Origin of the sequence: Inquilinus limosus DSM 16000, assembly GCF_000423185.1 — a bacterium.
Classification (GTDB): Bacteria; Pseudomonadota; Alphaproteobacteria; order DSM-16000; family Inquilinaceae; genus Inquilinus; species Inquilinus limosus.
On record NZ_AUHM01000001.1, the window covers coordinates 429,641 to 452,192 of the forward strand.

The 22,552-nt window shown below is 69.4% G+C and carries 21 protein-coding genes and 1 tRNA gene; 9 read left to right on the forward strand and 13 right to left on the reverse strand.

Annotated features, from left to right (window positions below; translation table 11 throughout):
• Nucleotides 1-44: 44 nt before the first annotated feature.
• Nucleotides 45-1,628: a winged helix-turn-helix domain-containing tetratricopeptide repeat protein gene (locus G537_RS0102140; RefSeq protein ID WP_026868720.1), complete on the forward strand. Its 1,584-nt coding sequence runs from the start codon at nucleotides 45-47 to the stop codon at nucleotides 1,626-1,628.
• A 75-nt stretch (nucleotides 1,629-1,703) separates the two neighbouring features.
• On the opposite strand, the gene G537_RS0102145 is transcribed toward G537_RS0102140, so the two are convergent.
• From G537_RS0102145 to G537_RS35980, 10 genes are all read right to left on the reverse strand, one after another.
• Nucleotides 1,704-3,026: a dicarboxylate/amino acid:cation symporter gene (locus G537_RS0102145; protein WP_026868721.1), complete on the reverse strand. Its 1,323-nt coding sequence runs from the start codon at nucleotides 3,024-3,026 to the stop codon at nucleotides 1,704-1,706.
• A gap of 387 nt (nucleotides 3,027-3,413) precedes the next feature.
• Complete coding sequence (locus tag G537_RS0102150; RefSeq protein WP_026868722.1) at nucleotides 3,414-3,734, reverse strand: c-type cytochrome; 321 nt, start codon at nucleotides 3,732-3,734, stop codon at nucleotides 3,414-3,416.
• Between the two features lie 28 nt (nucleotides 3,735-3,762).
• On the reverse strand, nucleotides 3,763-5,136 hold the full coding sequence (locus G537_RS0102155) for a multicopper oxidase family protein (RefSeq protein WP_051247686.1): 1,374 nt from the start codon (nucleotides 5,134-5,136) through the stop codon (nucleotides 3,763-3,765).
• Between the two features lies 1 nt (nucleotide 5,137).
• A complete protein-coding gene (locus tag G537_RS41820; RefSeq protein ID WP_051247688.1) occupies nucleotides 5,138-5,695 on the reverse strand; it encodes a c-type cytochrome in 558 nt (185 codons plus the stop codon).
• A gap of 3 nt (nucleotides 5,696-5,698) precedes the next feature.
• Nucleotides 5,699-6,250, reverse strand: coding sequence for a methylamine dehydrogenase (amicyanin) small subunit (gene mauA, locus G537_RS0102165; protein WP_051247690.1), 552 nt, complete (start codon nucleotides 6,248-6,250; stop codon nucleotides 5,699-5,701).
• Between the two features lie 11 nt (nucleotides 6,251-6,261).
• Nucleotides 6,262-6,894, reverse strand: a complete 633-nt coding sequence (gene mauD, locus G537_RS0102170) for a methylamine dehydrogenase accessory protein MauD (protein WP_026868725.1) — start codon at nucleotides 6,892-6,894, stop codon at nucleotides 6,262-6,264.
• Nucleotides 6,895-6,909: 15 nt separating this feature from the next.
• Nucleotides 6,910-7,464 (reverse strand): MauE/DoxX family redox-associated membrane protein, encoded by a 555-nt coding sequence (locus tag G537_RS35975; RefSeq protein ID WP_051247692.1) that lies wholly within the window; start codon nucleotides 7,462-7,464, stop codon nucleotides 6,910-6,912.
• A gap of 29 nt (nucleotides 7,465-7,493) precedes the next feature.
• Nucleotides 7,494-8,663: an amine dehydrogenase large subunit gene (locus tag G537_RS0102180; RefSeq protein ID WP_026868726.1), complete on the reverse strand. Its 1,170-nt coding sequence runs from the start codon at nucleotides 8,661-8,663 to the stop codon at nucleotides 7,494-7,496.
• 101 nt (nucleotides 8,664-8,764) lie between these two features.
• Nucleotides 8,765-9,160 carry a VOC family protein gene (locus G537_RS0102185; protein ID WP_026868727.1) on the reverse strand — a complete coding sequence of 132 codons (396 nt, stop codon included), beginning with the start codon at nucleotides 9,158-9,160 and terminating at the stop codon, nucleotides 8,765-8,767.
• Nucleotides 9,161-9,273: 113 nt separating this feature from the next.
• On the reverse strand, nucleotides 9,274-9,618 hold the full coding sequence (locus G537_RS35980; RefSeq protein WP_064742056.1) for a ribbon-helix-helix domain-containing protein: 345 nt from the start codon (nucleotides 9,616-9,618) through the stop codon (nucleotides 9,274-9,276).
• Nucleotides 9,619-9,715: 97 nt separating this feature from the next.
• Between G537_RS35980 and G537_RS0102195 the strand changes: the two genes are divergently transcribed.
• The 8 genes from G537_RS0102195 to G537_RS0102230 all read left to right on the forward strand — a co-directional run bounded on the left by G537_RS0102195 (nucleotide 9,716) and on the right by G537_RS0102230 (nucleotide 19,106).
• The gene (locus G537_RS0102195) at nucleotides 9,716-11,584 is read left to right on the forward strand and encodes a sensor histidine kinase (protein ID WP_034850351.1); all 1,869 of its coding nucleotides are present in this window, start codon (nucleotides 9,716-9,718) and stop codon (nucleotides 11,582-11,584) included.
• Nucleotides 11,581-12,933: a sigma-54-dependent transcriptional regulator gene (locus G537_RS35985; RefSeq protein WP_034850352.1), complete on the forward strand. Its 1,353-nt coding sequence runs from the start codon at nucleotides 11,581-11,583 to the stop codon at nucleotides 12,931-12,933. Before G537_RS0102195 ends, G537_RS35985 begins: the two co-directional genes overlap by 4 nt.
• A gap of 190 nt (nucleotides 12,934-13,123) precedes the next feature.
• The gene (locus G537_RS42775; RefSeq protein ID WP_034850353.1) at nucleotides 13,124-13,906 is read left to right on the forward strand and encodes an adenylyl-sulfate kinase; all 783 of its coding nucleotides are present in this window, start codon (nucleotides 13,124-13,126) and stop codon (nucleotides 13,904-13,906) included.
• Between the two features lie 75 nt (nucleotides 13,907-13,981).
• A complete protein-coding gene (locus G537_RS0102210) occupies nucleotides 13,982-15,388 on the forward strand; it encodes an arylsulfotransferase family protein (protein ID WP_026868730.1) in 1,407 nt (468 codons plus the stop codon).
• The gene (locus G537_RS35990; RefSeq protein WP_051247693.1) at nucleotides 15,385-15,624 is read left to right on the forward strand and encodes a hypothetical protein; all 240 of its coding nucleotides are present in this window, start codon (nucleotides 15,385-15,387) and stop codon (nucleotides 15,622-15,624) included. Before G537_RS0102210 ends, G537_RS35990 begins: the two co-directional genes overlap by 4 nt.
• Nucleotides 15,625-15,633: 9 nt before the next feature.
• A complete protein-coding gene (locus tag G537_RS0102220) occupies nucleotides 15,634-16,356 on the forward strand; it encodes a hypothetical protein (protein ID WP_026868731.1) in 723 nt (240 codons plus the stop codon).
• A gap of 17 nt (nucleotides 16,357-16,373) precedes the next feature.
• Nucleotides 16,374-17,534 (forward strand): sulfotransferase family protein, encoded by a 1,161-nt coding sequence (locus G537_RS35995; protein ID WP_051247695.1) that lies wholly within the window; start codon nucleotides 16,374-16,376, stop codon nucleotides 17,532-17,534.
• Between the two features lie 45 nt (nucleotides 17,535-17,579).
• Complete coding sequence (locus G537_RS0102230) at nucleotides 17,580-19,106, forward strand: sulfatase family protein (protein WP_026868732.1); 1,527 nt, start codon at nucleotides 17,580-17,582, stop codon at nucleotides 19,104-19,106.
• A gap of 13 nt (nucleotides 19,107-19,119) precedes the next feature.
• On the opposite strand, the gene G537_RS0102235 is transcribed toward G537_RS0102230, so the two are convergent.
• The 3 genes from G537_RS0102235 to G537_RS0102245 all read right to left on the reverse strand — a co-directional run bounded on the left by G537_RS0102235 (nucleotide 19,120) and on the right by G537_RS0102245 (nucleotide 22,252).
• On the reverse strand, nucleotides 19,120-19,698 hold the full coding sequence (locus G537_RS0102235; protein WP_026868733.1) for a hypothetical protein: 579 nt from the start codon (nucleotides 19,696-19,698) through the stop codon (nucleotides 19,120-19,122).
• A gap of 162 nt (nucleotides 19,699-19,860) precedes the next feature.
• Nucleotides 19,861-21,777 (reverse strand): 1-deoxy-D-xylulose-5-phosphate synthase, encoded by a 1,917-nt coding sequence (dxs, locus tag G537_RS0102240; RefSeq protein ID WP_026868734.1) that lies wholly within the window; start codon nucleotides 21,775-21,777, stop codon nucleotides 19,861-19,863.
• Between the two features lie 383 nt (nucleotides 21,778-22,160).
• A tRNA-Ser gene (locus G537_RS0102245) sits at nucleotides 22,161-22,252 on the reverse strand.
• Nucleotides 22,253-22,552 lie beyond the last annotated feature (300 nt).

A 22,552-nucleotide genomic window follows, 5' to 3' on the forward strand; every position in this document is an offset into this window, starting at 1 on the left:
GCTACGTGCTCGACTCTAGCGCACGGCGGTGAAGGGAGTGCCGAATGCCGTTCGTGTTCGGAGATTGCGTGCTCGACCCCGACCGGCGGGAGCTCTGCCGCGGGTCCAAGGTGATTGCAACTGGTCCGCAAGTCTTCGACCTACTGCTCCACCTGGTCGAGAATCGCGAGCGCGTCGTCAGCAGGGACAGCCTACTCGATACGGTGTGGAACGGGCGGATCGTCTCAGAATCAACCCTGGCCAGTCATATCAATGCGGCGCGCAAGGCGATCGGCGACAGCGGCAAGGAGCAGCGGCTGATCCGAACGGTCGCCCGCAAGGGCTTTCGCTTCGTCGGCGAGGTCAAGGAAGCACCGGCATCGGACGGCCCTGATTCCTTGAAATCCGGGACCACCACATCGGAGGAGGTCGCTGCACAGGCTCTGGTCCTTCCCGACAAGCCCTCCATCGCTGTCTTGCCGTTCCTGAACCTGAGCGGAGACCCCGCACAAGACTACTTCATCGACGGCGTGGTCGAGGACATCGTCTCGGCACTGTCACGCATTCGCTGGATGTTCGTCATCGCGCGCAATTCGAGCTTCACCTACAAGGGCCGGGCGATCGACGTGAAGCAGGTGGGCCGCGACCTCGGCGTGCGCTACGTGCTGGAAGGCAGCATGCGCAAAGCCGCGAACCGCGTGCGCATCACAGGACAGCTCATCGACGCGACGACCGGGGTGCATATCTGGGCAGAGCGCTTCGAAGGCACCCTCGACGACATCTTCGATCTGCAGGATCAAATCTCGGCGAGCGTCGTTGGCGCGATCGCGCGGCAGCTCGAGCAGGCGGAGATCGAACGCGCGAAGCGGAAGCCGACCGATAGCCTCGACGCCTACGACTACTATCTGCGCGGACGGGCGGACCTGAACCTGGGAACCAGGGAGGCCGTCGACGAAGGGCTGCCCTTGTTCTATCGAGCGATCGAGCTCGATCCGGATTTCGCGTCGGCCCATGCGATGGCGGCCTGGTGTCATTTCTGGCGCAAGGTCAACGGCTGGATGACGGATCGCCCGCGAGAGATCGCGGAAGGCACGCGCCTCGCCCGCCGGGCCGTCGAGCTGGGCAGGGACGACGCGGTCGCGCTCACCAGAGCCGGTCATGCGCTCGCGCATTTCGTGGGCGACCTCGATACGAGCATTGCCTTGGTCGACAGGGCGCTTGCGCTCGACCCGAACCTGGCAGCCGCCTGGTTCCTCGGCGGCTTCCTGAGAACCGAGCGCGGCGATCCGGACAGTGCCATAGATTATTTTTCGCGCGCCATGCGCTTCAGTCCGCTGGATCCGGAGATGTTTCGCATGCAGGCGGGCATGGCGCTGGCTCATTTGCTCGCGGGACGCTTCGACGCCGCTTCGTCATGGGCGGAGAAGGCATACAGGGAGTTGCCGAGCTTCCTGATGGTCGTCGGCATCATCGCAGCGAGCCACGCGCTTGCGGGCCGATCGGACGAGGCGCAGCGGGCGATGAGCCACTTGCGCCAGCTCGATCCCACGTTCCGCGTCTCCAGTCTTACGGATTGGCTCCCGATCCGCCGACCGGAGGATCTCGCGACGTTTTCCGAGGGCCTGCGAAGGGCAGGGCTACCGGAGTGACGGCTGGATAACCGCTTCTGGCGCTCCCTGCTCCTTCTGGTGAGCGGCAAGAAGGGCGACAGTCCGCCCTTCGCCTCACTCCGCCGGGGCGGGGGCCGGGACCTCCTCCGGGGCCGGCAGCGGCTCGCCGGCCAGGGCCGCCTTCAGCCGGGTCTCGTCGAGCGCGCCTTCCCAGCGGGCGACGACGACGGCGGCGACGGCGTTGCCGATGAAGTTGGTCAGCGCCCGGCATTCCGACATGAAGCGGTCGATGCCGAGGATCAGCGCCATGCCGGCGACCGGCACCGTCGGCACCACCGACAGCGTCGCCGCCAGGGTGATGAAGCCCGAGCCGGTGACGCCGGCGGCGCCCTTGGAGCTGAGCATCGCCACCAGCAGCAGCAGGATCTCGTCGCCGAGCGACAGATGCGTGTCCGTCGCCTGGGCGATGAACAGCGCCGCCATGGTCATGTAGATGTTGGTGCCGTCGAGGTTGAAGGAATAACCGGTCGGGATCACGAGGCCGACCACCGGCTTGGCGCAGCCCGCCCGCTCCATCTTCTCCATCACCGCCGGCAGCGCGGCCTCCGACGAGCTGGTGCCGAGCACCAGCAGCAGCTCGGCCTTGATGTAGCGGATCAGGGCGATGATCGAGAAGCCGTTGTACCGGGCGACGGCGCCCAGCACGACCAGCACGAAGACCAGCGCCGTGGCGTAGAAGGTGCCGACCAGGAAGGCCAGGTTGGCGATCGAGCCGATGCCGAACTTGCCGATGGTGAAGGCCATGGCGCCGAAGGCGCCGATCGGCGCCACCTTCATCAGGATGGCGACGACCTTGAACACCGCGCCCGACACCGACTTCAGCATGTTCAGCACCGGCGCGCCCTTCTCGCCGGTCATGGCGAGGCCGACGCCGAACAGCACCGAGACGAACAGCACCTGCAGGATGTCGCCGCCGGTGAAGGGGCTGAGCATCGTGGTCGGGATGATGTTGGTCAGGAACCCGACGATCGATTGCTCGTGCGCCTGGGTCGCGTATTTCTCCACCGCCTTCGCATCGAGCGTCGCCGGGTCGATATGCAGGCCGGCGCCCGGCTGCACCAGGTTGGCGATCACCAGGCCCACGACCAGCGCCAGGGTGGAGAAGACCAGGAAGTAGATCATCGCCTTGGCGCCGACCCGCCCGACCTTCTCCAGGTCGTGCATGCCGGCGATGCCGGTGACCACGGTCAGGAAGATCACCGGCGCGATGATCATCTTCACCAGCTTGATGAAGGCGTCGCCGAGCGGCTTCAGTGATGCGCCGAGGTCCGGGTAGAAATGGCCGAGCAGGATGCCGATCGCGACGGCGATCAGCACCTGGACGTAGAGATGGCGGTAGAAGGGGATGGGACGCGGGGCGGCGTCGGCAGTGGCCATGGCACACACTCCTCGGGGCGCGGACCGCGATGACCGCGGCGACGCCGGCATGGGGTTTCCTGCCGCCCCGGGGATGCCCCTTCTTGCGGACGGCGCCGAGAAGGGTGCAATCGCCGTGCCAGCCGGCACGGCTGCGAAGAACTTTCGCTATGTCATTGATCGGAAACGGCCGTTTCCCGCCGGACCACGGTCAGCTGGACGCCGCCCGGGCGGAATTCCGCACACCTGCCGGCCGAGGCGTGCGGGGATCCGCACGCCTCATGCCCACGATCTATGGATGAATCATCGTCATTGCGAGCGTAGCGAAGCAATCCAGGGCAGCTCGCGCGGAAGCATGGATTGCTTCGTCGGCTTCGCCTCCTCGCAATGACGATTGGGGGCTTCTCCCTAATCCGGCTTGCCCAGCGCCGCCACATAGGCGGCGACGTCGGCGATCTCCTGGTCGGACAGGCCCTTCGCCGTCGCCGCCATCATCGCCGCGTAGGTGCCCTGCCGCTTGCCGTCGCGATAGGCCTTCAGCGCAATGACCAGATAGGCCTGGTTCTGGCCGCCGATCTTCGGGTATTGCGGCAGGGTGGTGGCGCGGCCGTCGCCGCCATGGCAGGAGGCGCAGACGGTGTAGATCTGCTGCCCTTTGGCGGCGTCCTGCGCCACCGCCGGCGCCGCGGCGGCCAGCAATGCGAGACCGGCGATCCAGGCTGGCTTCATTGTTGCTTTCGTCCTTGGTTGCGGGAATTCACGCGGCCTCGACGACCGCCATCATGCCCTGATCGGCATGCTCGACGATGTGGCAGTGGAACAGGGAGCGGCCGCGGAAGCGGTCGAAGCGGATGCCGATGTCGAGCGCGTCGCCGGGCCGGAGATTGTGGGTGTCGAGCCGCGCCCGCCGCGCCACGGGCGCGCCGTTCAGCGCCAGCGCCTCGAAGCGCCAGGTGTGGAGATGGACCGGATGGTCCATCAGGTCGACATTGCGCAGCGTCCAGATCTCCGACGACCCCGCCGCCACCGGAAGATCCACCCGGCCGCCGTCGTAGAGCCGACCGCAGATGGTCAGGAGGGCGATCGGGATCTCGCGCCGCCGCGCCACGGCCGCCGGATCGAAGCGCGGCCAGTCCGCCAGCCGCGACGGCAGGTCCGGCACGGCCGTCTCGGCGGTGTCGGGCCGGATCCGGATCAGCGGCAGCTCGCCGGTGTGGACGCTGCCCATCCGGTCATAGGGCCGGATCAGCAGATCGAAGCCGGGGCGGCCGGCCACCGGGATCATCACCTCGGCCCGGGCGCCGGGCGGCAGGAAGATCTCCGGGACAGCCTCCGGCGCGGCCAGCAGCGCCCCGTCCTGCGCCACGAGAAACAGCGGACCGCCGTCGGACGGCGCCAGGCGCCAGTACCGGGCATTGGCAGCAGCGACCAGGCGCAGCCGCAGCCAGGCGCGGCACGCGGTGATCCGCGGCCGTTCGACGCCGTTGACCAGAAGCCGCGTGCCCTCGTGCCCGACCGCCCAGTCGGTCAGCCGCGGCCAGCGGACCTGGCCATCCACGATCGCCATATCGTGCAGCACCAGGATCCGGTCGTCGGCCGGCGGCAGGCCGTCCGGCTCCCCCCGCTCGACCAGGATCGGCCCGATCAGGCCGCGCATCTGGGCGAAGCCGCTGAGGCCGACCCGCCCGTGCAGATGCGGGTGATACCAGTGCAGCCCGGCATTGCCCGGCGGCACGTCGAACTCGTAGCGGAACCGCTCGCCCTGCGGCACCACGATCCAGGGATTGTCGCCGGAGCCGCCCGGCTCGACCGAAAGCCCGTGGAAATGCAGGTTGGTCGCCATGCCGGTGCGGTTCTCGAGGATCAGCTGCAGCCGCTCGCCCTCGCGCAGGCGCAGCAGCGGACCGGGATACCGGCCGGCATAGCCCAGCAGGTTGCCGGCGAGGTCGCCGGCGATCGGCGCCGCGGTCAGATGCGCCCGCGCCAGCCCCGGCTCGCTGCGGTCGACCGGCAGCTCGGGCAGGGCCGGCAGTTCCGGCCCCTCGCCGCCCAGGGCGAGGCGGCCGAGGCCGAACGCCCCGACGCCGAGCCCGGCGGCGATCAGGCCGCGACGAGTCAGGGACAGCGCCATGTCAGTAGTTCCGGAACGGCTTGAGGGCCAGCCGCGCGCCGTCGTCCAGCTCGCCGCGCTCGACCAGCATGGCGATGATCCTCTGCCGCTCGACGAAGGGGTTGATCCGGGCGCGCCGCAGCCGCTCCACCTCCTCCGCCGTATAGGGCTCGAAATCCGCGGGCAGCTGCGCCGCGCCGAAGGTGCGCAGCACCCAGGTCATCAGCGCGGCGATGCGGGCGCTGTCGAGCTGGGACTGGGCCACGTTCGGCACCTCGATCAGATAGGCCCGCCCCTCCGGGATGCGGGCGAAGTAGCCGACCCGGCCGGCGAGCGCCGGGATCTCGTCGACCGAGACCCCGGCCGGGCCGTGGCAGCCCTGGCAGTTGTTGGCGAAGTCCTGCGCCGGGCCGAGGATCCGGGCCAGGCGCAGCCTGCTGTCGCGCAGCTGGACGTCCGGCACGGTCCGGGCCGCGACCGCATCGGGCGTGATCGGCGGCGGATCGCCGGCCAGGGCGGCGGCGGCCAGGCCGCCGATGCCCAGCAGGGCCGCCCCGAGGGACAGGAGCCGGCCCCGCATCGCCTATTCGGCGAGGCCGACCAGGATGGCGCTGGAGCAGTGGTACACCATGCTCGAAGCGCCGAAGCACCAGACGATGTCGTTGTTCACCTGCGGCCGGTAGGTCGGGAAGTCCCCCTCCTGCCCCAGGCAGGCGCAGCGGCCGCAGGAATCCTGACCGCAGCAGTCCTGATAGGCGATCAGGTAGGTCTTGCCGTCGTCCGGATTGATGCAGCTGCCGACCCAGGAGGTCGGCGACGGCGCGGTTCCCGGCGGGCAGGTCGACGGCGAGCCGCCGCAGCAGGAGCAGAGATAGCCGTCGCTGGCGCAGTAGCGCCAGTAGTTGCAGGCGGTCGGGTCGTCGGTCTGCGCCGACTGGGCGAAGCGCGAGGCCAGGGTCGCCTTGTCCGGCGGCGCGGCCTGGACCTTGCGGCTGACCGGCAGGATCGGCACCGCCCCGGCGCCGACCAGGAGGGTGCCGATCCCGGCCAGCGCGCTGCGCCGGGACAGGCGCTGGGCGGCCCGGCGCGACAGCCGCTCGATGCCGCCGTCGAGGATGTCGAACATGCGTCCCATCTGAACCTCCCTCAATGCCGGGTGTTTTCTTCGGCGGCGGCTTCGCCGACATAGCCGCGGGCCTTGAGATAGGCCTGGATCGTGCCGTAGCCCGACTCCTTGGCGATCACGAGGCTCTCCAGATGCTCCCGGCTGTTGACCAGCCCTTTGGCCCGGATCACGCCCTCCTCGTCGATCAGCACCGCATAGGGCAGCTTGCCGACGCGGAAGGCCATGCCGAGCTGGGGCGAGTTGACATAGGGCACGTGCTCGATGCCGTGCTCGGCCCGCATCCGGGCCTGGTCGGCGGGGTCGCCGTCGCCCACCAGCAGGACGTCGAGCCGTTCGCTGCCGACGAAGGACCGGGCGATCGGCAGCAGCTTCTTGCAGATCGGGCAGCTGGGCGAGACGAAGAAGATCAGCCGCATCCGGCCGGAGGCGCTGGGCCCACCGATCCGCACCTCCTGGCCGGCCAGCGTGGTCACCCGCAGGTCCGGCGCCATCTCGCCGACCTCGGGGCCGCGGTCGTTGACCATGGCGCCCATCGGCGCGATGCGCTCGTGCAGCAGGCCGATCTGCCGGGCCAGCCCCGCCAGCATGACGGCCAGCACGACCACGACGCCGGCGAGGAGGATGACGGCCCAGGTGAGAGCGGTGGTGTCCATGGCGCGATCCTTCCGTCAGGCCCGCCGCAGCGAGGCGCGGTAGTTATCCTCGTAGCGCGGCGGCGGCGCCTTGGTGACAAGGCCGACCGCCAGCGAGAGGGTGAACAGGGCGGCGGCGCCGAGCGCGGCCATGGCAACGTCGCCGACACCCAGCGCGCGCGCCGAAGCCGGAACCAGGCAGGGCAGCGCCGCCGCCATCAGCACGAGGTTGCGCAGCACGATCCACCAGGAGATCGGCTGGCGCAGCGTGTCGCTGAAACAGCCGCAGTCGATCGCGGTCCGGCCGCGGCGGACATTGACCGCGATCGCCGCCGCGAAGGCGGCCAGCAGCAGCAGCGCCGCCAGGGCCGCCGCCGCGCGGGTCGCCGGCACCAGCACGGCGGCGGCGAGTGCCGCCTCGGCCACCGGCAGGGCATAGGCGAAGGGCCGGATCAGGGGGCGCGGCAGGATCCGATAGTTCTGCACCACGCCTTCGAAGGTTTCGAGATGCCCGAGCTTCGCGGCCGCCGCCGCGCCGAAGACGAGCGCCAGCAGCAGGGCGGAGGTGAGCTGCAGCAACGGGTCGATCATGGGTCCGCGCCTCCCGCGCCGGGTCGCCGTCAGTACTCGCCGTCGACGTAGATGACCTGGGGCGAGAAGCCGAGCTTCTCCTGCTTGGCGACCTCGTGCCCCCGGGCGTCGTAGGTGATGATGTCGGTCGTTTCCGCGACCGTGAAGATCAGCGGGTCGGCCTCCTGCGACACGGCGGCGGAGATCGTCTTGTCGGCCAGCTTGATCCGGTTCTCGACCTTCCTGCCGGCCACGTCGACGACCCAGAGCTCGGTCGCCGCGTCCTTGTGGGTCCATTCCGGCCCCTGGTGCATCAGCACATAGAGCCGCCCGGTGGCCTGGTTGAAGCTCGCCACCTGCCAGCCGCCCGGGCGCCACTGCTCCTGCTTCGCCGCATCGTCAAGCAGCGACCAGGACGGCTCCGGCTGCGCCACGGTCCCCGACAGGTCGACCGGATAGACGGTGCCGCCATAGGAGACGAAGTAGACCTTGCGGTTGCGGCGATCGAAACCGGCGTGCTCGAAGACCGGGTCCTTCTCGGCGTCGAACACCGGCGCCTTGGTCCGTTCCATCGTGCTGGTGATCGCGTCGCCTTCGACCTTGAAGGTGACGGTCTGCAGCGTGCCGTCGGAGCAGACATTGGTGAAGCGGTCGGGCGCCGAGGCGAAGATCAGGCCGCAGCCCGGGATCTGGATCTCGCCCTTGTAGGCCTTGGCCTTGAGGTCGACGACGCTGACCTCGGTCGCCGGGGCGAGGTTGAAGGACAGGCCGTAGCCGCCGTCCGGGGTGACGTCGTAATTCGGCTTCTTGGTGACCACGAGGAAGCGGCCCTTGGGCAGCTCGACCTCGCTCTTGATCTCCAGCGTCGCGGCGTCGCGCGTGGTCAGGTAGTCGTGGCGGGCGCCGCGGGTGTGCTTCTCCCAGAAGCTGTCGAGGGAATAGACCTCCGACTTGTCGGGCGAGAAGCCCATATTGGGCCAGTAGCCCATGTTGAACATGCCCTCGATCTTCCCGCTGGCGCCATCGAGGATCCAGACCTTGGCGGCCTCCGCCGCCGGGAAGGCCGTGTCCACCACCCAGATGCGCCGCGGGTTGGGCTTCAGCGCGGTGACGCCGTGCGTCTCGGTGACCGGAACGGCGCCGGGCTGCGCCTGATCCTGCGCCAGGGCCGGCTGCAGCAGGAACGGGACGGCGCAGAGAGCTGCGATGCGCTTGACCATTGCTTGCCTCCCATCGGCGGGCACGCCCCGGTCCTGGTGTGTTCAGCGCACCGGCCGGAGCTTCGGTGCGCCTTGCCGCCGGGTCGTGGCCCGGCGGTGAGTCAGCGATAGCGGCCCCGGCGCTGCAGGACCTCGATCTTGTAGCCGTCCGGATCGGTGATGAAGAAGAACCGGGCCAGCGGCTTGCCGTCGTGCTGCATCTCGCGGATCGGGTTCGGCGCCAGCCCGGCCTCGGTGACCCGGCGGTGCTCGGCGTCGAGATCGTCGACCGCGACCGCGAGATGGCCGTAGCCGTCGCCGAGCGCATAGGGTTCGGTGCGGCCGTGATTGACCGTCAGCTCGACCTCGAAATCGGCCTCGGCGTTGCGCAGATAGATCAGCGTGAAGCCGTCGAAGACGAAGCGGTCGGCGACCTCGAGGCCGAAGGCGTCGCGATAGAAGGCGACCGAACGGGCCTCGTCGAGGACGCGGATCATGGTGTGGATGGCTTTCGCCATGGATCTCCCCCGGGGAACCGGCCGGCGGCCCGACGGCCACCGTTCCCGTCACTGTAGCGGGCCGAGGCCCGGCCGGGGTGTTAGCGGCATACTACAAGGGAGATTTTTTGCGCTCAGCCGACGGCGACGCGGGGGTGAACGAATTCCGTGCCGGCGAGCGGCCGCGTCCTCGGCTCGGGCTGCGCCGCGACCGCCTCTCGCCCCTCGCTCATATAGGTCAGGCAGGCGCATCGCAGCAGCGAGGCGAAGTTCGGCACCTCGCCGCGGAACTCCAGTACCTCGTCGTGCAGCGTGGTCAGCAGCTTCGGCAGGCTGGTGCCCTGCAGCTCCGCGATCTCCTCCAGGATGCGCCAGAACGCGGCCTCGAGGCGGATCGAGGTGGCCTGGCCGCCGAGCCGGACCGACCGGGTCTGGAAGGCGTAGGTCTCGGGGGGCTGGCAGGCGAAGATACGGCACATGGCGGCGGCTCCTCTGTTCCAGGGAAGCAAACGATCGCGGCGCCGGCCTGTCAACCTGACGCAGCCATCCCGGCCCCGGGATGCTAGACTCGCGGGCATGACCGCCCTCGACCGTCCCGTGACCGCCGCCGCGCCGGCCAGGCCCACCCTGCCGAGCCGGCGCAGCTGGGCGGTGTTCGCGGCGATCGGCGTCGTGCTGTTCGCCGGCGTCGTCTGGCTGGCCGGGCCGATCGGGCGCGACCGGGCGCTGGGCGAGATCGCGCGCTCGGCCGAGGCGGCGCTGGGCCTGCATGTCGCCATGCTGCGCAGCGAGCTGGAGAAGCAGCGCTCCCTGCCCTTCGTCCTGGCCCAGGACCCGGATGTCCGCGCCGCGCTGACGGCATCCAACGACCGGCAGCGGCTGGACGGGATCAACGCCAAGTTCGAGGCGCTGAGCCGGGGCACGCGGGCGGCGGTGATCTATCTGCTCGACCGCAGCGGCACCGCGATCGCCGCCAGCAACTGGCGCGAGCCGATCAGCTTCGTCGGCCAGCACTACGCCTTCCGCGCCTATTACCAGCGCGCGGTCGAGACCGGATCGGCCGAGTTCTTCGCCATGGGCACGATGAGCCGACAGCCGGGCTCGTACCTGTCGCGCCGGATCGACGGGCCGAACGGCCTGCTCGGCGTGATCGTGGTCAAGGTCGAGTTCGACGAGATGGAGGAGGCTTGGGGCCGCTTCGCCGAGACCGCCTTCGTCACCGACGAGCGCAACGTGGTGCTGCTGACCGACGTGCCGGACTGGCGCTTCCGCAGCTTCGGCCCGCTGCCGGAGGCGGAGCGCGCGGCGGTGCGCGAAAGCCTGCAATATGGCGAAGCACCGCTCGACCCGCTGCCGATCGCGCCCGATGCGGCTTCGCCCCGGCCCGACGCGGTGACCGCGACCTTGCCCGGCGTGCGCCAGCCCGGACGCTTCCTGGCCCTCTCCGCCCCGGTGCCGACCACCGGCTGGACCCTGCACCTGCTGGCGCCGACCTCGCCGGCCGTCAGCCGCGCCGTGATGGACACGCGGCTGATCGCCGGGCTGGTGACGCTGCTGGCGCTGGCCGCCGCGGCCGCCCTGCTCTACCGCCGCAACCGCGCGCTCGGCCGGGCCGCGCAGCAGGCGGCGGCACGGGTGGAGCTGGAGCGCCGGGTCGCCGAGCGCACCCGGGCCCTCAACGACGCCAACCGGCGCCTGACCAAGGAGATGGAGGAGCGGCGCCGCGCCGACCTGCGGCGACAGCAGTTGCAGGAGGAGCTGACCCAGGCCAACCGCCTGGCCATCCTCGGCCAGGTCGCGGCCAGCGTGGCGCATGAGATCAACCAGCCGGTGGCGGCGATCCGCGCCTATGCGGACAACGCGTCGGTGTTCCTCGACCGCGACAAGCGGGAGGCGGTGCGCGAGAACCTGTCGACCATCGCCGGGCTGACCGAGCGGGTCGGCACCATCACCCAGCATCTGCGCGCCTTCTCGCGCAAGGCGACCAACCGGATCGAGGCGACCTCCTGCGCCGACGCGGTCGAGGGCGCGCTGATCCTCACCCGGCCACGCATCCGCCGCCAGGCGGTGCGACTTGTGCAGGACCTGCCGCCGGAGGACGTCCGGGTGGTGGCGGAGCGGGTGCGGCTGGAGCAGATCCTGGTCAACCTGCTGCAGAACGCGCTGGACGCCGTCGCCGGCCTGCCCGACCCGGAGATCCGGATCGCGGTGGACGCGGTTGATGGTGAGGTTAGGATCGCCGTCTCCGACACCGGCAAGGGCCTCGACCCCGACACGATGAAGGCGCTGTTCATCCCCTTCGCCACCTCGAAGCCGGCCGGGCTCGGCCTCGGCCTGGTGATCTGCCAGGACATCGCGCGGGACTTCGGCGGCAGCATCGCCGCCGCCAACCGCGAGGACGGCGGCGGGGCCGTGTTCACCGTGACTCTCAAGCGGGCGCCATGAACGCGGGACAGGTCGTCTTCGTCGACGACGAGGCCGAGATCCGGCACGCCAATGTGCAGAGCCTGGAGCTGGCCGGGTTCGAGGTCACGGCGCTGGACTCCGCCCGCGCCGCTCTGGCGGCGGTCGACCGCGATTTCCCGGGCGCGGTGGTCACCGATATCCGCATGCCGGAGACCGACGGGCTCGAGCTGTTCCGGCGGCTGCGCGAGATCGACCCCGACCTGCCGGTGATCCTGATCACCGGCCACGGCGACATCGCCATGGCGGTGGCGGCGATGCGCGACGGCGCCTACGACTTCCTGGCCAAGCCCTACCCGGCCGACCGGCTGGTCGACAGCGTCCGCCGGGCGGTGGAGAAGCGGCGGCTGGTGATCGAGAACCGCCGGCTGAAGGCGCAGCTGGAGGCCGCCGACGACGTGGCCTTCCTGGGCGACACGCCGGAGATGGAGCGGCTGCGCGATACCGTCCGCAACGTCGCCGACGCCGATGTCGACGTGCTGGTGCTGGGCGAGACCGGATCGGGCAAGGAGGTGGTGGCCGAGGCGCTGCACCGCTGGAGCCGCCGCCGCGCCCGCCCGCTGGTGGCGCTGAACTGCGGCGCGCTGCCGGAGAGCGTGATCGAGAGCGAGCTGTTCGGGCACGAGGCCGGCGCCTTCACCGGGGCGCAGAAGCGCCGCATCGGCCGGATCGAGCATGCCGACGGCGGCACCCTGTTCCTGGACGAGGTCGAGAGCATGCCGGCGGCGCTGCAGGTGAAGCTGCTGCGGGTGCTGGAGGAGCGGGCCGTGGAGCCGCTCGGCACCAATGAGCGCCGGCCGGTCGACCTGCGCGTCGTCGCCGCGACCAAGGTCGACCTGGCCGCGGCGTCGCAGGAGGGCAGGTTCCGCGCCGACCTCTACTACCGGCTCAATGTGGTGACCTTGCGGATCCCGCCTTTGCGCGAGCGCCGGGCCGACATCCCGCTGCTGTTCGCGCATTTCCTGGCCCGCGCCGCCGAACGCTTCCGCCGCGACCCTTCGCCGCTGAGCGACGCGGTGCGGCGGCACCTGCTGGACCACGACTGGCCGGGCAATGTCCGCGAGCTGGCGCATTTCGCCGACCGGGTCGCGCTCGGCCTCGGCGAGATCGACGCCCCCTCTGCGCCGGAGACACCGGCCAGCCTGCCGGAGCGGGTCGAGCGCTACGAGGCGGCGCTGCTGCGCGAGGCGCTGGCGGCGCACAAGGGCGATGTGCGGGCAACGGTCGAGGCGCTCCGCCTGCCGCGCAAGACCTTCTACGACAAGCTGGCCCGCCACGGCATCGACCCGAACGAGTATCGGGCGGAGCCGATCGGGAGACGGGCGGGGTAAGGTCTCCGAGACCGCCGACGAGATGCGAGCGCCCGCGGCGATCGGCCGAACAAGGCACCCCGTCTGGCTGCGGCCTTCCGGCACGCGCCGTCGCTAGAAACAAATGCCTCTTTGAACGGTTGATAAATCGGAACCTGCGACGGAACGGGAAGGCCAGGCGACCTCCCGCGGGCAACCGAAGGGCTGAGGCATGCTCGTCGCGACCAGGAAGATTCTCGTCATGGGATTGCCCGGCGCCGGCAAGACGACGCTGGCCGAGCGGCTGGTGCGGCGTCTCAACGCCGTCCATTTCAACGCCGACGAGGTCCGATCCCGGATCAACAAGGATCTCGGCTTTTCCGTCGAGGACCGGATCGAGCACGCGCGGCGCATGGGCTGGCTGTGCGATCAGGTGGTGAAGACGGGCGGCTTCGCGGTCGCCGACTTCATCTGCCCGACGCCGGAGACTCGCGCCGCTTTCGGCGACGCCTTCATCGTCTGGGTCGACCGCATCGCGGAGAGCCGCTTCGAGGACACCAACCGGATCTTCGTGCCGCCCGAGCGGTGGGACGTGCGCGTGACAGCGGAGGGCACGCCGGAATACTGGGCCGAGACGATCGCCCGCAAGCTTCAGCCGGTCTTCGACCCCAAGCGCCCGACGGCGCTGTTCGTCGGGCGATGGCAGCCGTTTCACGACGGCCACGAGGCGCTGATCGCAGAGGGCATCCGCCGGGTCGGCCAGGCGTGCATCGCCGTCCGCGATACCCATGGCCGGGACGGGCACAATCCCTTCCCCTTCGAGGCGGTCAAGGACCGGATCGAAAAGAGGCTCACGCGGCATGCAGGGCGTTTCATCGTGCTGCCCCTGCCGAACGTGACCCACATCTTCTATGGCCGCGACGTCGGCTATTCGATCGAGCGCATCGAGCTGAAGGACGGCCTGGAGGCGATCTCGGCCACCGAGATCAGGCGGAAGATCACGCTCGAGGCCTGAACGGCGGAGGAACCATCATCCAGGCACTGTTCGTTCTCGGTTACGGAGAAGACGCGCGGGAGTGATGTGGTCGAGATGATCAAGAGGGAGCAAGAAGAGGGCCGCCCGGGAGAGAATGACGGCAAATCCCTGGCCGATATGTTTTTCCGTCTCGCCTTCTTCATGTCGGCGGCGCTGCTGATCTTCGTGCTCGGGGCGATCCTGACGGCGGCGGACACCTTTCCCGGCCCGCAGATCGCCAGGGCCTACGAGGGCGGCAAGGCGTTCTATGCCAAGGTCGTCGCCAACCGGCAGATCTATTCCTCCGATCTCTGGCAGCCCGAACGGCGGGCCGAGAAGGGCGTGATCACCAATCTGCCGGCCCGGGTGCAGAACGGCGTGACGCTCTACACCTCGGGGCATGAAGCGGCGGCCTTTCTCATCGGAATGGACGGGCAGGTTCTGCATGAATGGCGGCGGCCCTTCAGCACGGTCTGGCACGAGGGTGCCCCCATCAAGCAGCCGCAGCCCGATGTGCGCGTCTATTTCAAGGAAGCCCGGGTCTATCCGAACGGGGATCTCGTCGCGGTCTACGAGGGCAACGGCGACACCCCCTACGGCTACGGCGTCGTCAAGCTCGACCGCGATTCCAACCTGATCTGGAGCTATTTCGGCCGCGCCCATCACGATCTCGACATCGGACCGGACGGCCGGATCTATACCCTGACCAATGAGATCGCCAAGCAACCGCTGCAGGGTTTCGAGAATATCAAGTCGCCGCGTCTCGATGACTTCCTCGTCGTCCTCTCGCCGGACGGCGCGCAGCTGAAGAAGCTGTCGCTCATCCGCCTGGTCGAGAAGTCGCGATACCGGCAGCTGCTCAAGACGGTGTCCTGGTTCGCGGTCCAAGACCCGCTGCACACCAACAACGTCGACTACATCACCGAAGACATGGCGGCGAAGCTGCCCTTCGCGCGGCCGGGTCAGATTCTCGTCTCGTTCCGGGAACTCGATGCGATCGGCATCGTCGATCCCGATACGGAGGAGCTCGTCTGGGCGACGCGCGGCCCGTGGATCGGGCAGCACGACCCCGACATCCTGCCGAACGGCCACATGCTGCTGTTCGACAATTACGGCAATTTCGACAGCCCCAAGGGGGGATCGCGGGTCATCGAGTTCGATCCCCGGACGATGAAGATCGCCTGGCAGTACGGCGGCACGGCCGATCGCCCGCTGGACAGCTCGATCCGCTCCTCGCAGCAGCGCCTCCCGAACGGCAACACCTTCATCAACGAGTCGAATGGCGGGCGGCTCCTCGAGGTGACGCCGGAGGGAGAGGTCGCCTGGGAATTCGTCAATCCGGTGCGCAGCCCTCCGGTGAACGGGCAGACCCTGACCCCCGTCATCGCCTCGGCGCATCGCCTGGATCCGAAGGATCTCGACCCGTCTCTGCTGCAGCCGAAGCCGCAGAGCGACATGCAAGCCAAGGAGCCCCGGTCATGAAGCGCTTCGCCTTCGCGGCAACGCTGATCTCGACCCTCACGCTTCCGGTGGCGGCCTTCGCCTATGTCGGCCCGGGCGCCGGCATCAGCCTGCTCGGAGCGCTGTGGGCGCTTCTCCTCGCGGTGGGAACGGCGATCCTATTCGTGGTGGCGTGGCCGGTGCGGAAGATGGTTCGCCGGAGGCGCCAGGCGGGGATGCGCAGCCGGGAGGCTCCTCGGGAACACCGCGATTCCTGAGGCGAGGCCATGGGACTCTTCGGGCTGCCTTCGCCTCTCCTGACCTGGGCCGACGAATGGCTGGGCGCGGTGCTGCCGCCGGCTGCGAGGCTCGTGCTGTGGGCGGCCCTCGGCGCGATCCTGTCGATGGAGCTGTATCGCCTGCTGTCGCCGCAACGCCGGATCACGGCACTGAAGGGCGAGCTCGAGGACGCCAAGCGGCGTCTTTCCGAGCATGACGGCGATCTCGACGGCGCCTGGCCGCTGATCGGCCGCATGCTGTCCCTCGCGCTCCGCCGCGTCGGGGCGGTGTTCCCCGCGACGATCGCCGCCTCGCTGCCGCTCCTGGCCGTCATCATCTGGATCGACTCCTCCTATGGCCGGATCTTCCCCCGGTCCGGGGAGCCGATGGCGGTCGAGGTCAGCGAACCCTATTCGGGCCGGTGGATCGGCTCCGACGCGGTCAAGCCGCCGCGGGTCCAGATCCTGAACGGCGACGGCGCGGTCCTCGACGATGTCGCCGTGATGGCGCCGATCCCGGTTCTGCACAAGCAGCATTGGTGGAACCTGCTGATCGGCAACCCCGCCGGCTATCTCGACGACGCCTCTCCGGTCGACCTGGTCCGGCTCGACCTCCCGCGGCAGGAGGTCCTGTCCCTGGGCCCGCCATGGATGCGCGGCTGGGAGTTCATCTTCTTCCTCGCCCTTCTCGGCACGGCACTGACCTTCAAGACTGTCCGACGCATCGAATGAGGCCTTCGGAGGACGCGATGGCGCAGCAGCACGCCGCCGACGGCGCGGAACCGCATGTCGCCGGATGGACCGACATCCTCGGCGGTTGGGCCGAGCGCCACCCGCGAGCCCTCGTCCGGCTCGGGAACTGGGAGAGCCGCCTGCTTGAGGACCGGATCCGCGACCGGCCGATCCGCGGCCCGATCTACATCGCGGGGCTCGCCCGGTCCGGCAGCACGATCCTGCTCGAACTGCTGAGCCGGCATCCGGATCTGGCGACCCACCGCTACCGGGATTTCCCGCTCGTCCTCACGCCCTGGATCTGGAACTGGTTCGTCGACCGCGCCGCGACCAGGCCCCATGCGCCGCGCGAGCGCGCGCACAGGGACCGCATCGCCGTCACGGCGGAGAGCCCGGAGGCCTTCGAAGAGGTCGTCTGGATGACCTTCTTCCGCCACCTGCACGATCCCGCGGCGAACGCGGCCCTCGACGATGCCGACAACCCGGCCTTCGAGGCCTTCTACCGGGACCACATCCGCAAGATGCTGCTCATTCGCGGCGGCACGCGCTATCTCGCCAAGGGCAACTACAATGTCACGCGGCTTCCCTATCTGCTGAAGCTGTTCCCCGATGCCCGCTTCATCGTGCCGATCCGCGATCCCGTGTGGCACATCGCCTCGCTGATAAAGCAGCACGCCCTCTTCTGCCGGGAGGAACGGCGGAACCCGCGCATCCTGCGGCACATGCGCCGCAGCGGCCATTTCGAGTTCGGCCTCGACCGCCGGGCGACCCATGTCGGCGACGCCGCGGCGACGGCCCGGATCGAGCGGCTGTGGCGGAACGGCCGGGAGGTCGCCGGCTGGGCCGAGCACTGGAGGCTGGTCTACGGCCATCTCGCCCGCACGCTCGAGGACCGGCCGGATCTCCGCGCCGCGACCGTCATCGTCCGCTACGAGGATCTCTGCGCGCGCCCCGCCGAGGTGCTGGCCGGGATTCTCGCCCGATGCGGCCTGCCGCCCCACGACCTGCCGGCCGAGGCGCAGGCCCGTGTCGCCCCGCCCGCCTACTACGAGCCGAGCTTCACCGCGGAGGAGCGCGGCCTCATCCGCGAGATCACCGGCGATGCCGCACGCCGCTTCGGCTACGAGACGCCCGGTCCGGACGACCGGCTGCCGGCCGCCTCTCCGGACGCCGCCTGACGGCATCGTCCCCACGCCCACGACCGGAACAGCGAGGAGACCGAAATGACCGATCGGCCCAACATCCTGTTCATCATGGCGGACGACCATGCGGCGAGGGCGATCGGCTGCTACGGGGCGGGGATCGCCCGGACGTCCCATCTCGACCGGATCGCCGCCGGCGGCATGCGGTTCGACCACTGCTACGTGACCAACTCGATCTGCACGCCGAGCCGCGCCGCGATCCTGACCGGCACCTACAACCACGTGAACGGGGTGACCGTGCTGGACATGTGGATCGACAACCGCCTGCCCAACGTGGCCAAGCATCTGCGCACCGGCGGCTACCAGACGGCGATCATCGGCAAATGGCATCTCGGCGAAGGCAAGGCGCACGAGCCGACGGGATTCGACTTCTGGTCGGTGCTGCCTGGCCAGGGCGAGTATTTCGATCCCTATCTGATCGAGATGGGCCGCGAGATCGAGGTGCCCGGCTATGTCACCGACATCATCACCGACAAGTGCCTGTCCTGGCTCGATCGCCGCGACCCCGGCCGGCCCTTCTTCCTGATGTGCCACCACAAGGCGCCGCACCGCGAGTGGGAGCCGCATCCGAGGCACAGGGCCCTCTACCAGGATGACATCCGCATGCCGGACAGCTTCGACGACGACTACAAGAACCGCGCCCGGGCCGCGTCCGAAGCGAGGATGCGGATCAAGGACGACATGAAGTACCGCGATCTCGGCCTGGTGCAGCCGGAGGGCGGCGCGGAGGTCGGCGAACGGGTGCGGGCGTACAGCCACGAGCGCAAGATCCCCAATCCGGACGATGTCTCCGGCCTGCGGCTGATCGACCGGGACACCGGCGCGGTCTTCACCTTCAAGGACAAGGACGAGCTCGGGCGCTTCAAGTATCAGCGCTATCTGAAGCGGTATCTGAGGACCATCGCCTCGATCGACGAGAGCGTCGGCCGGCTGCTCGACTATCTCGACCGGAACGGGCTCTCCGACGACACGATCGTCATCTACACCTCCGACCAGGGTTTCTTCCTCGGCGAGCACGGCTGGTTCGACAAGCGCTTCATGTACGAGGAATCCTTCCAGATGCCGCTCTTGATCCGCTATCCGCGCGCGGTCGCGAAAGGCACCGTCTGCGACGACATTGTCTGCAATGTCGATTTCGCGCCGACCTTCCTCGACCTCGCGGGGCTCACGGTCCCGTCCTACATGCAGGGGCGCAGCATCCGGCCGCTGCTGCGGGGCGAACGGCCGAAGGACTGGCCGGATGTCGCCTATCACCGCTATTGGATGCACCGCGACCCCGACCACAACGCCTTCGCCCACTACGGCGTCCGCGACCAGCGCTACAAGCTGATCTACTGGTACAATGAGGGGTTCGATCTTCCCGGCACCAACCAGGGCGGCGAGGACCGGGAATGGGAGCTGTTCGACTGCGAGAAGGACCCACTCGAGCTCTTCAACGTCTATGCCGATCCGGCCTATGCCGGGGTCGTCCGGTCCCTGAGGGAGAAGCTCGACCGGAAGATGGAGGAAATCGGCGACGAGCCGGCGCACCTCACGGATGCAGGATGAGCGGGAGGGATCCTCACGCCGGCCCGGCCCCCATCGGCAGCTTGACGAACTCCGCGTCTATCGTGCTTTCGACCTTGCCGGCCACGGCCCGGGTGTAACGCAGGGACATCCTGTCCGGCGCGGTCAGGGTGCGGCGATAGGTCTGCACCTCGGTCCTGCCGTTCGTCTTCGCGGCCAGCTCCACGGTCAGGGTCGCCCCTTCCAGCCGAGCCTTGGCCTGGGCGCCGCTGTCCAGACGTGTCGACCAGACGTTCGGCGTCTTGCCCGGCGGGAACAGCGCCGTTTCCTCCCGCATCTTGAGCGGGTCGTCCGCCGCGCCGTCGTGCGGCCCCTCGGCGTTGCGCCACTGCAGGTAGAGTCCGCCATCGGCCGAGGCGTCGATCACCAGGCCGGCGGCGCGGCGGGTATCACCCTCGCCCTCGGTGGCGCCGATCCAGGAGCCGCGGAACGCCGCGATCCCCGACGCGGCGGCCGGCTTCGCCGCCGCGGGGGCCGCCTGAGCCGCCGGCGCCTTGGTCTCCCCGGACGCCGGAACACAGGCGCCCAGCGCCGTGATCGCAGCCATCCCCAGGATGGCGTGCCGCAGCCTCATCTTGTCCCCCTTCCCGTCCCCTCGGGATCGATCCACGTGATCGATTCGGGGACCATCATCGCCGATGCGGCACGCCGACCGCACGGGAAATCGGGCCCGACCAAAGGAAAACGGCCGCCCCGACGGATCGGGACGGCCGCTCGCCGAAGGACGGGCGGAGTATCAGGCCCGGATCACCTCGCTGGCCGGGGCGTCGAGGCCGAGGGCCGCGGCGGCGGTGGCGACGATGTGCTGCGCCGACAGCGCCGCCTCGACATATTGCTGCTCCGGCTTGTCATGGTCCTGGAACCGGTCCGGCAGCGTCATCGGCCGGATCTTCAGCCCCTGGTCCAGGAGGCCGGTGCGGGCCAGGTGGTGCAGCACGATGCTGCCGAAGCCGCCCTCGGCCCCCTCCTCCACCGTGATCAGCACGGCGTGGTGGCGGGCCAGCTGGTTGACCAGCTCGGTGTCCAGCGGCTTGGCAAAACGGGCGTCGGCGACGGTGGTCGACAGGCCCATGCCGCCCAGAGTCTCGGCCGCCGCCAGGCATTCCTGCAGCCGGGTGCCGTAGCTGAGCAGGGCGATCGTCGTGCCCTCGCGCAGCACCCGGCCCTTGCCGATCGGCAGGGGCTTGCCACGGGCCGGCAGCTCGACCCCGACGCCGTCGCCGCGCGGATAGCGGAAGGCCGAGGGCTGGTCGTCGAGCGCGGCGGCGGTGGCCACCATGTGCACCAGCTCCGCCTCGTCCGCCGCCGCCATCAGCACCATGCCGGGCAGCATGCCGAGATAGCCGATGTCGAAGCTGCCGGCATGGGTGGCGCCGTCGGCGCCGACCAGCCCGGCGCGATCGATGGCGAAGCGCACCGGCAGCGACTGGATGGCGACGTCGTGCACCACCTGATCGTAGGCGCGCTGCAGGAAGGTGGAGTAGATCGCGCAGAACGGCTTGAAGCCTTCCGTCGCCATGCCCGCCGCGAAGGTCACCGCATGCTGCTCGGCGATGCCGACGTCGAAGCTGCGGTTCGGGAAGCGCTGGGCGAACTTGTCGAGGCCGGTGCCCGAGGGCATGGCGGCGGTGACGGCGACGATGCGCTCGTCCTCCTCCGCCTCCTGGATCAGCGCCTGGGCGAAGACGCCGGTGTAGCTGGGCGCGTTGCTCTTCGGCTTGGCCTGGGCGCCGGTGATGACGTCGAAGCGGCTGACGCCGTGATACTTGTCCGGCGCCGCCTCGGCCGGGCCGTAGCCCTTGCCCTTCTGGGTGACGACATGGACCAGCACCGGCCCCTCGTCGGCGTCGCGGACATTCTCGAGCACCGGCAGCAGGTGGTCGAGATTGTGCCCGTCGATCGGGCCGACATAGTAGAAGCCCAGCTCCTCGAACAGCGTGCCGCCGGTGACGAAGCCGCGGGCGTATTCCTCGGCACGCTTGGCGGCGCGGGCCACCGGCCGCGGGAAGATGGCGGTGACGTCGCGCATCAGGTGCCGCAGCGAACGGTAGGAGCGCGAGGAGATCAGCCGCGACAGATAGGCGCTCATGGCGCCGACCGGCGGCGCGATCGACATGTCGTTGTCGTTGAGGATGACGACCAGGCGGCTCTTCAGCGCGCCGGCGTTGTTCATCGCCTCATAGGCCATGCCGGCGCTCATCGCGCCGTCGCCGATCACGGCCACGACTCGGAAATCGTCGCCCTTCAGGTCGCGCGCCACGGCCATGCCGAGGCCGGCCGAGATCGAGGTCGAGCTGTGCGCCGCGCCGAACGGGTCGTATTCGCTCTCCGACCGCTTGGTGAAGCCGGACAGGCCGCCGCCCTGGCGCAGGGTGCGGATGCGGTCGCGCCGCCCGGTCAGGATCTTGTGCGGATAGGCCTGGTGGCCGACGTCCCAGATCAGCTTGTCGCGCGGCGTGTCGAACACCCGGTGCAAGGCGACGGTCAGCTCGACCACGCCGAGCCCGGCGCCGAGATGGCCGCCCGTCGTCGAGACGGCGTCGATGGTCTCGGCCCTCAGCTCGTCGGCGACCTGCTTCACGTCGGAAGCCGGCAGGAGTCGAAGGTCCTCGGGGGTGCGGATGGTGTCGAGCAGCGGCGTGACTGGCTTCATTCAGCTTCGCTTTCGGCAGGCTTGATCCAGCAATTCGGGCGGCATCGGCGTCGGTCTCTCTGGCACCGTGACGGCAGACATTCGGCCGAAGCACCCCATAATTTCCTGCCCGGTACTCTTCCCAGCACTATAGGGGAGCGATGGCCCGATCAAGAGAATCCGGCGACGATGCCGCAGCTGGATGCAGATTTGCCACAGGCTGATGCGCCCGTGCCACGGGTGGCGGCGGAGCAAGCCAAGACGGCGGAAGCGCTGGCTTCGAAGCGAATTCTGTCGACTGTGCCGGGAGGCGAAACAGGCTCTCCGTCAAGGCTGCGGGAGGCCTCCTGCTTCGCGATCGCGCGGCTCTATGAGTCTGCGAGATGCGTCGGCGCGAAGCAGGATGGCGGAGGGACCGGGATTCGAACCCGGGCACGGGGTTTCCCCCGTGGACGGTTTAGCAAACCGCTGCCTTCAGCCACTCGGCCACCCCTCCGTCCAGCGGCGGTGCCGCTCGGTCCGGGGTTCTTAAGGGGGCGGAGAGGGCTTGTCAATCGCGGGCCGCGGCACGATCCGCCCGGCATGTCTCCTCATCCCACGCGGACGGGTTGCGGCCCATCCCCTAACCGCCCAGAAAGTTAGATCGTCCCCTCCATTCGGGGGGTGACGGGCCTCGGCCCCCGATGATCTATGGCGGCGCCCGGCCAGGACGAAGCGTCACGGCGCGGGCCGCGCCCACTCCCGGATGCGCATGCATCAACCGGGCTCTACAGGAGCCCGGGGCAGCTGCACGCGT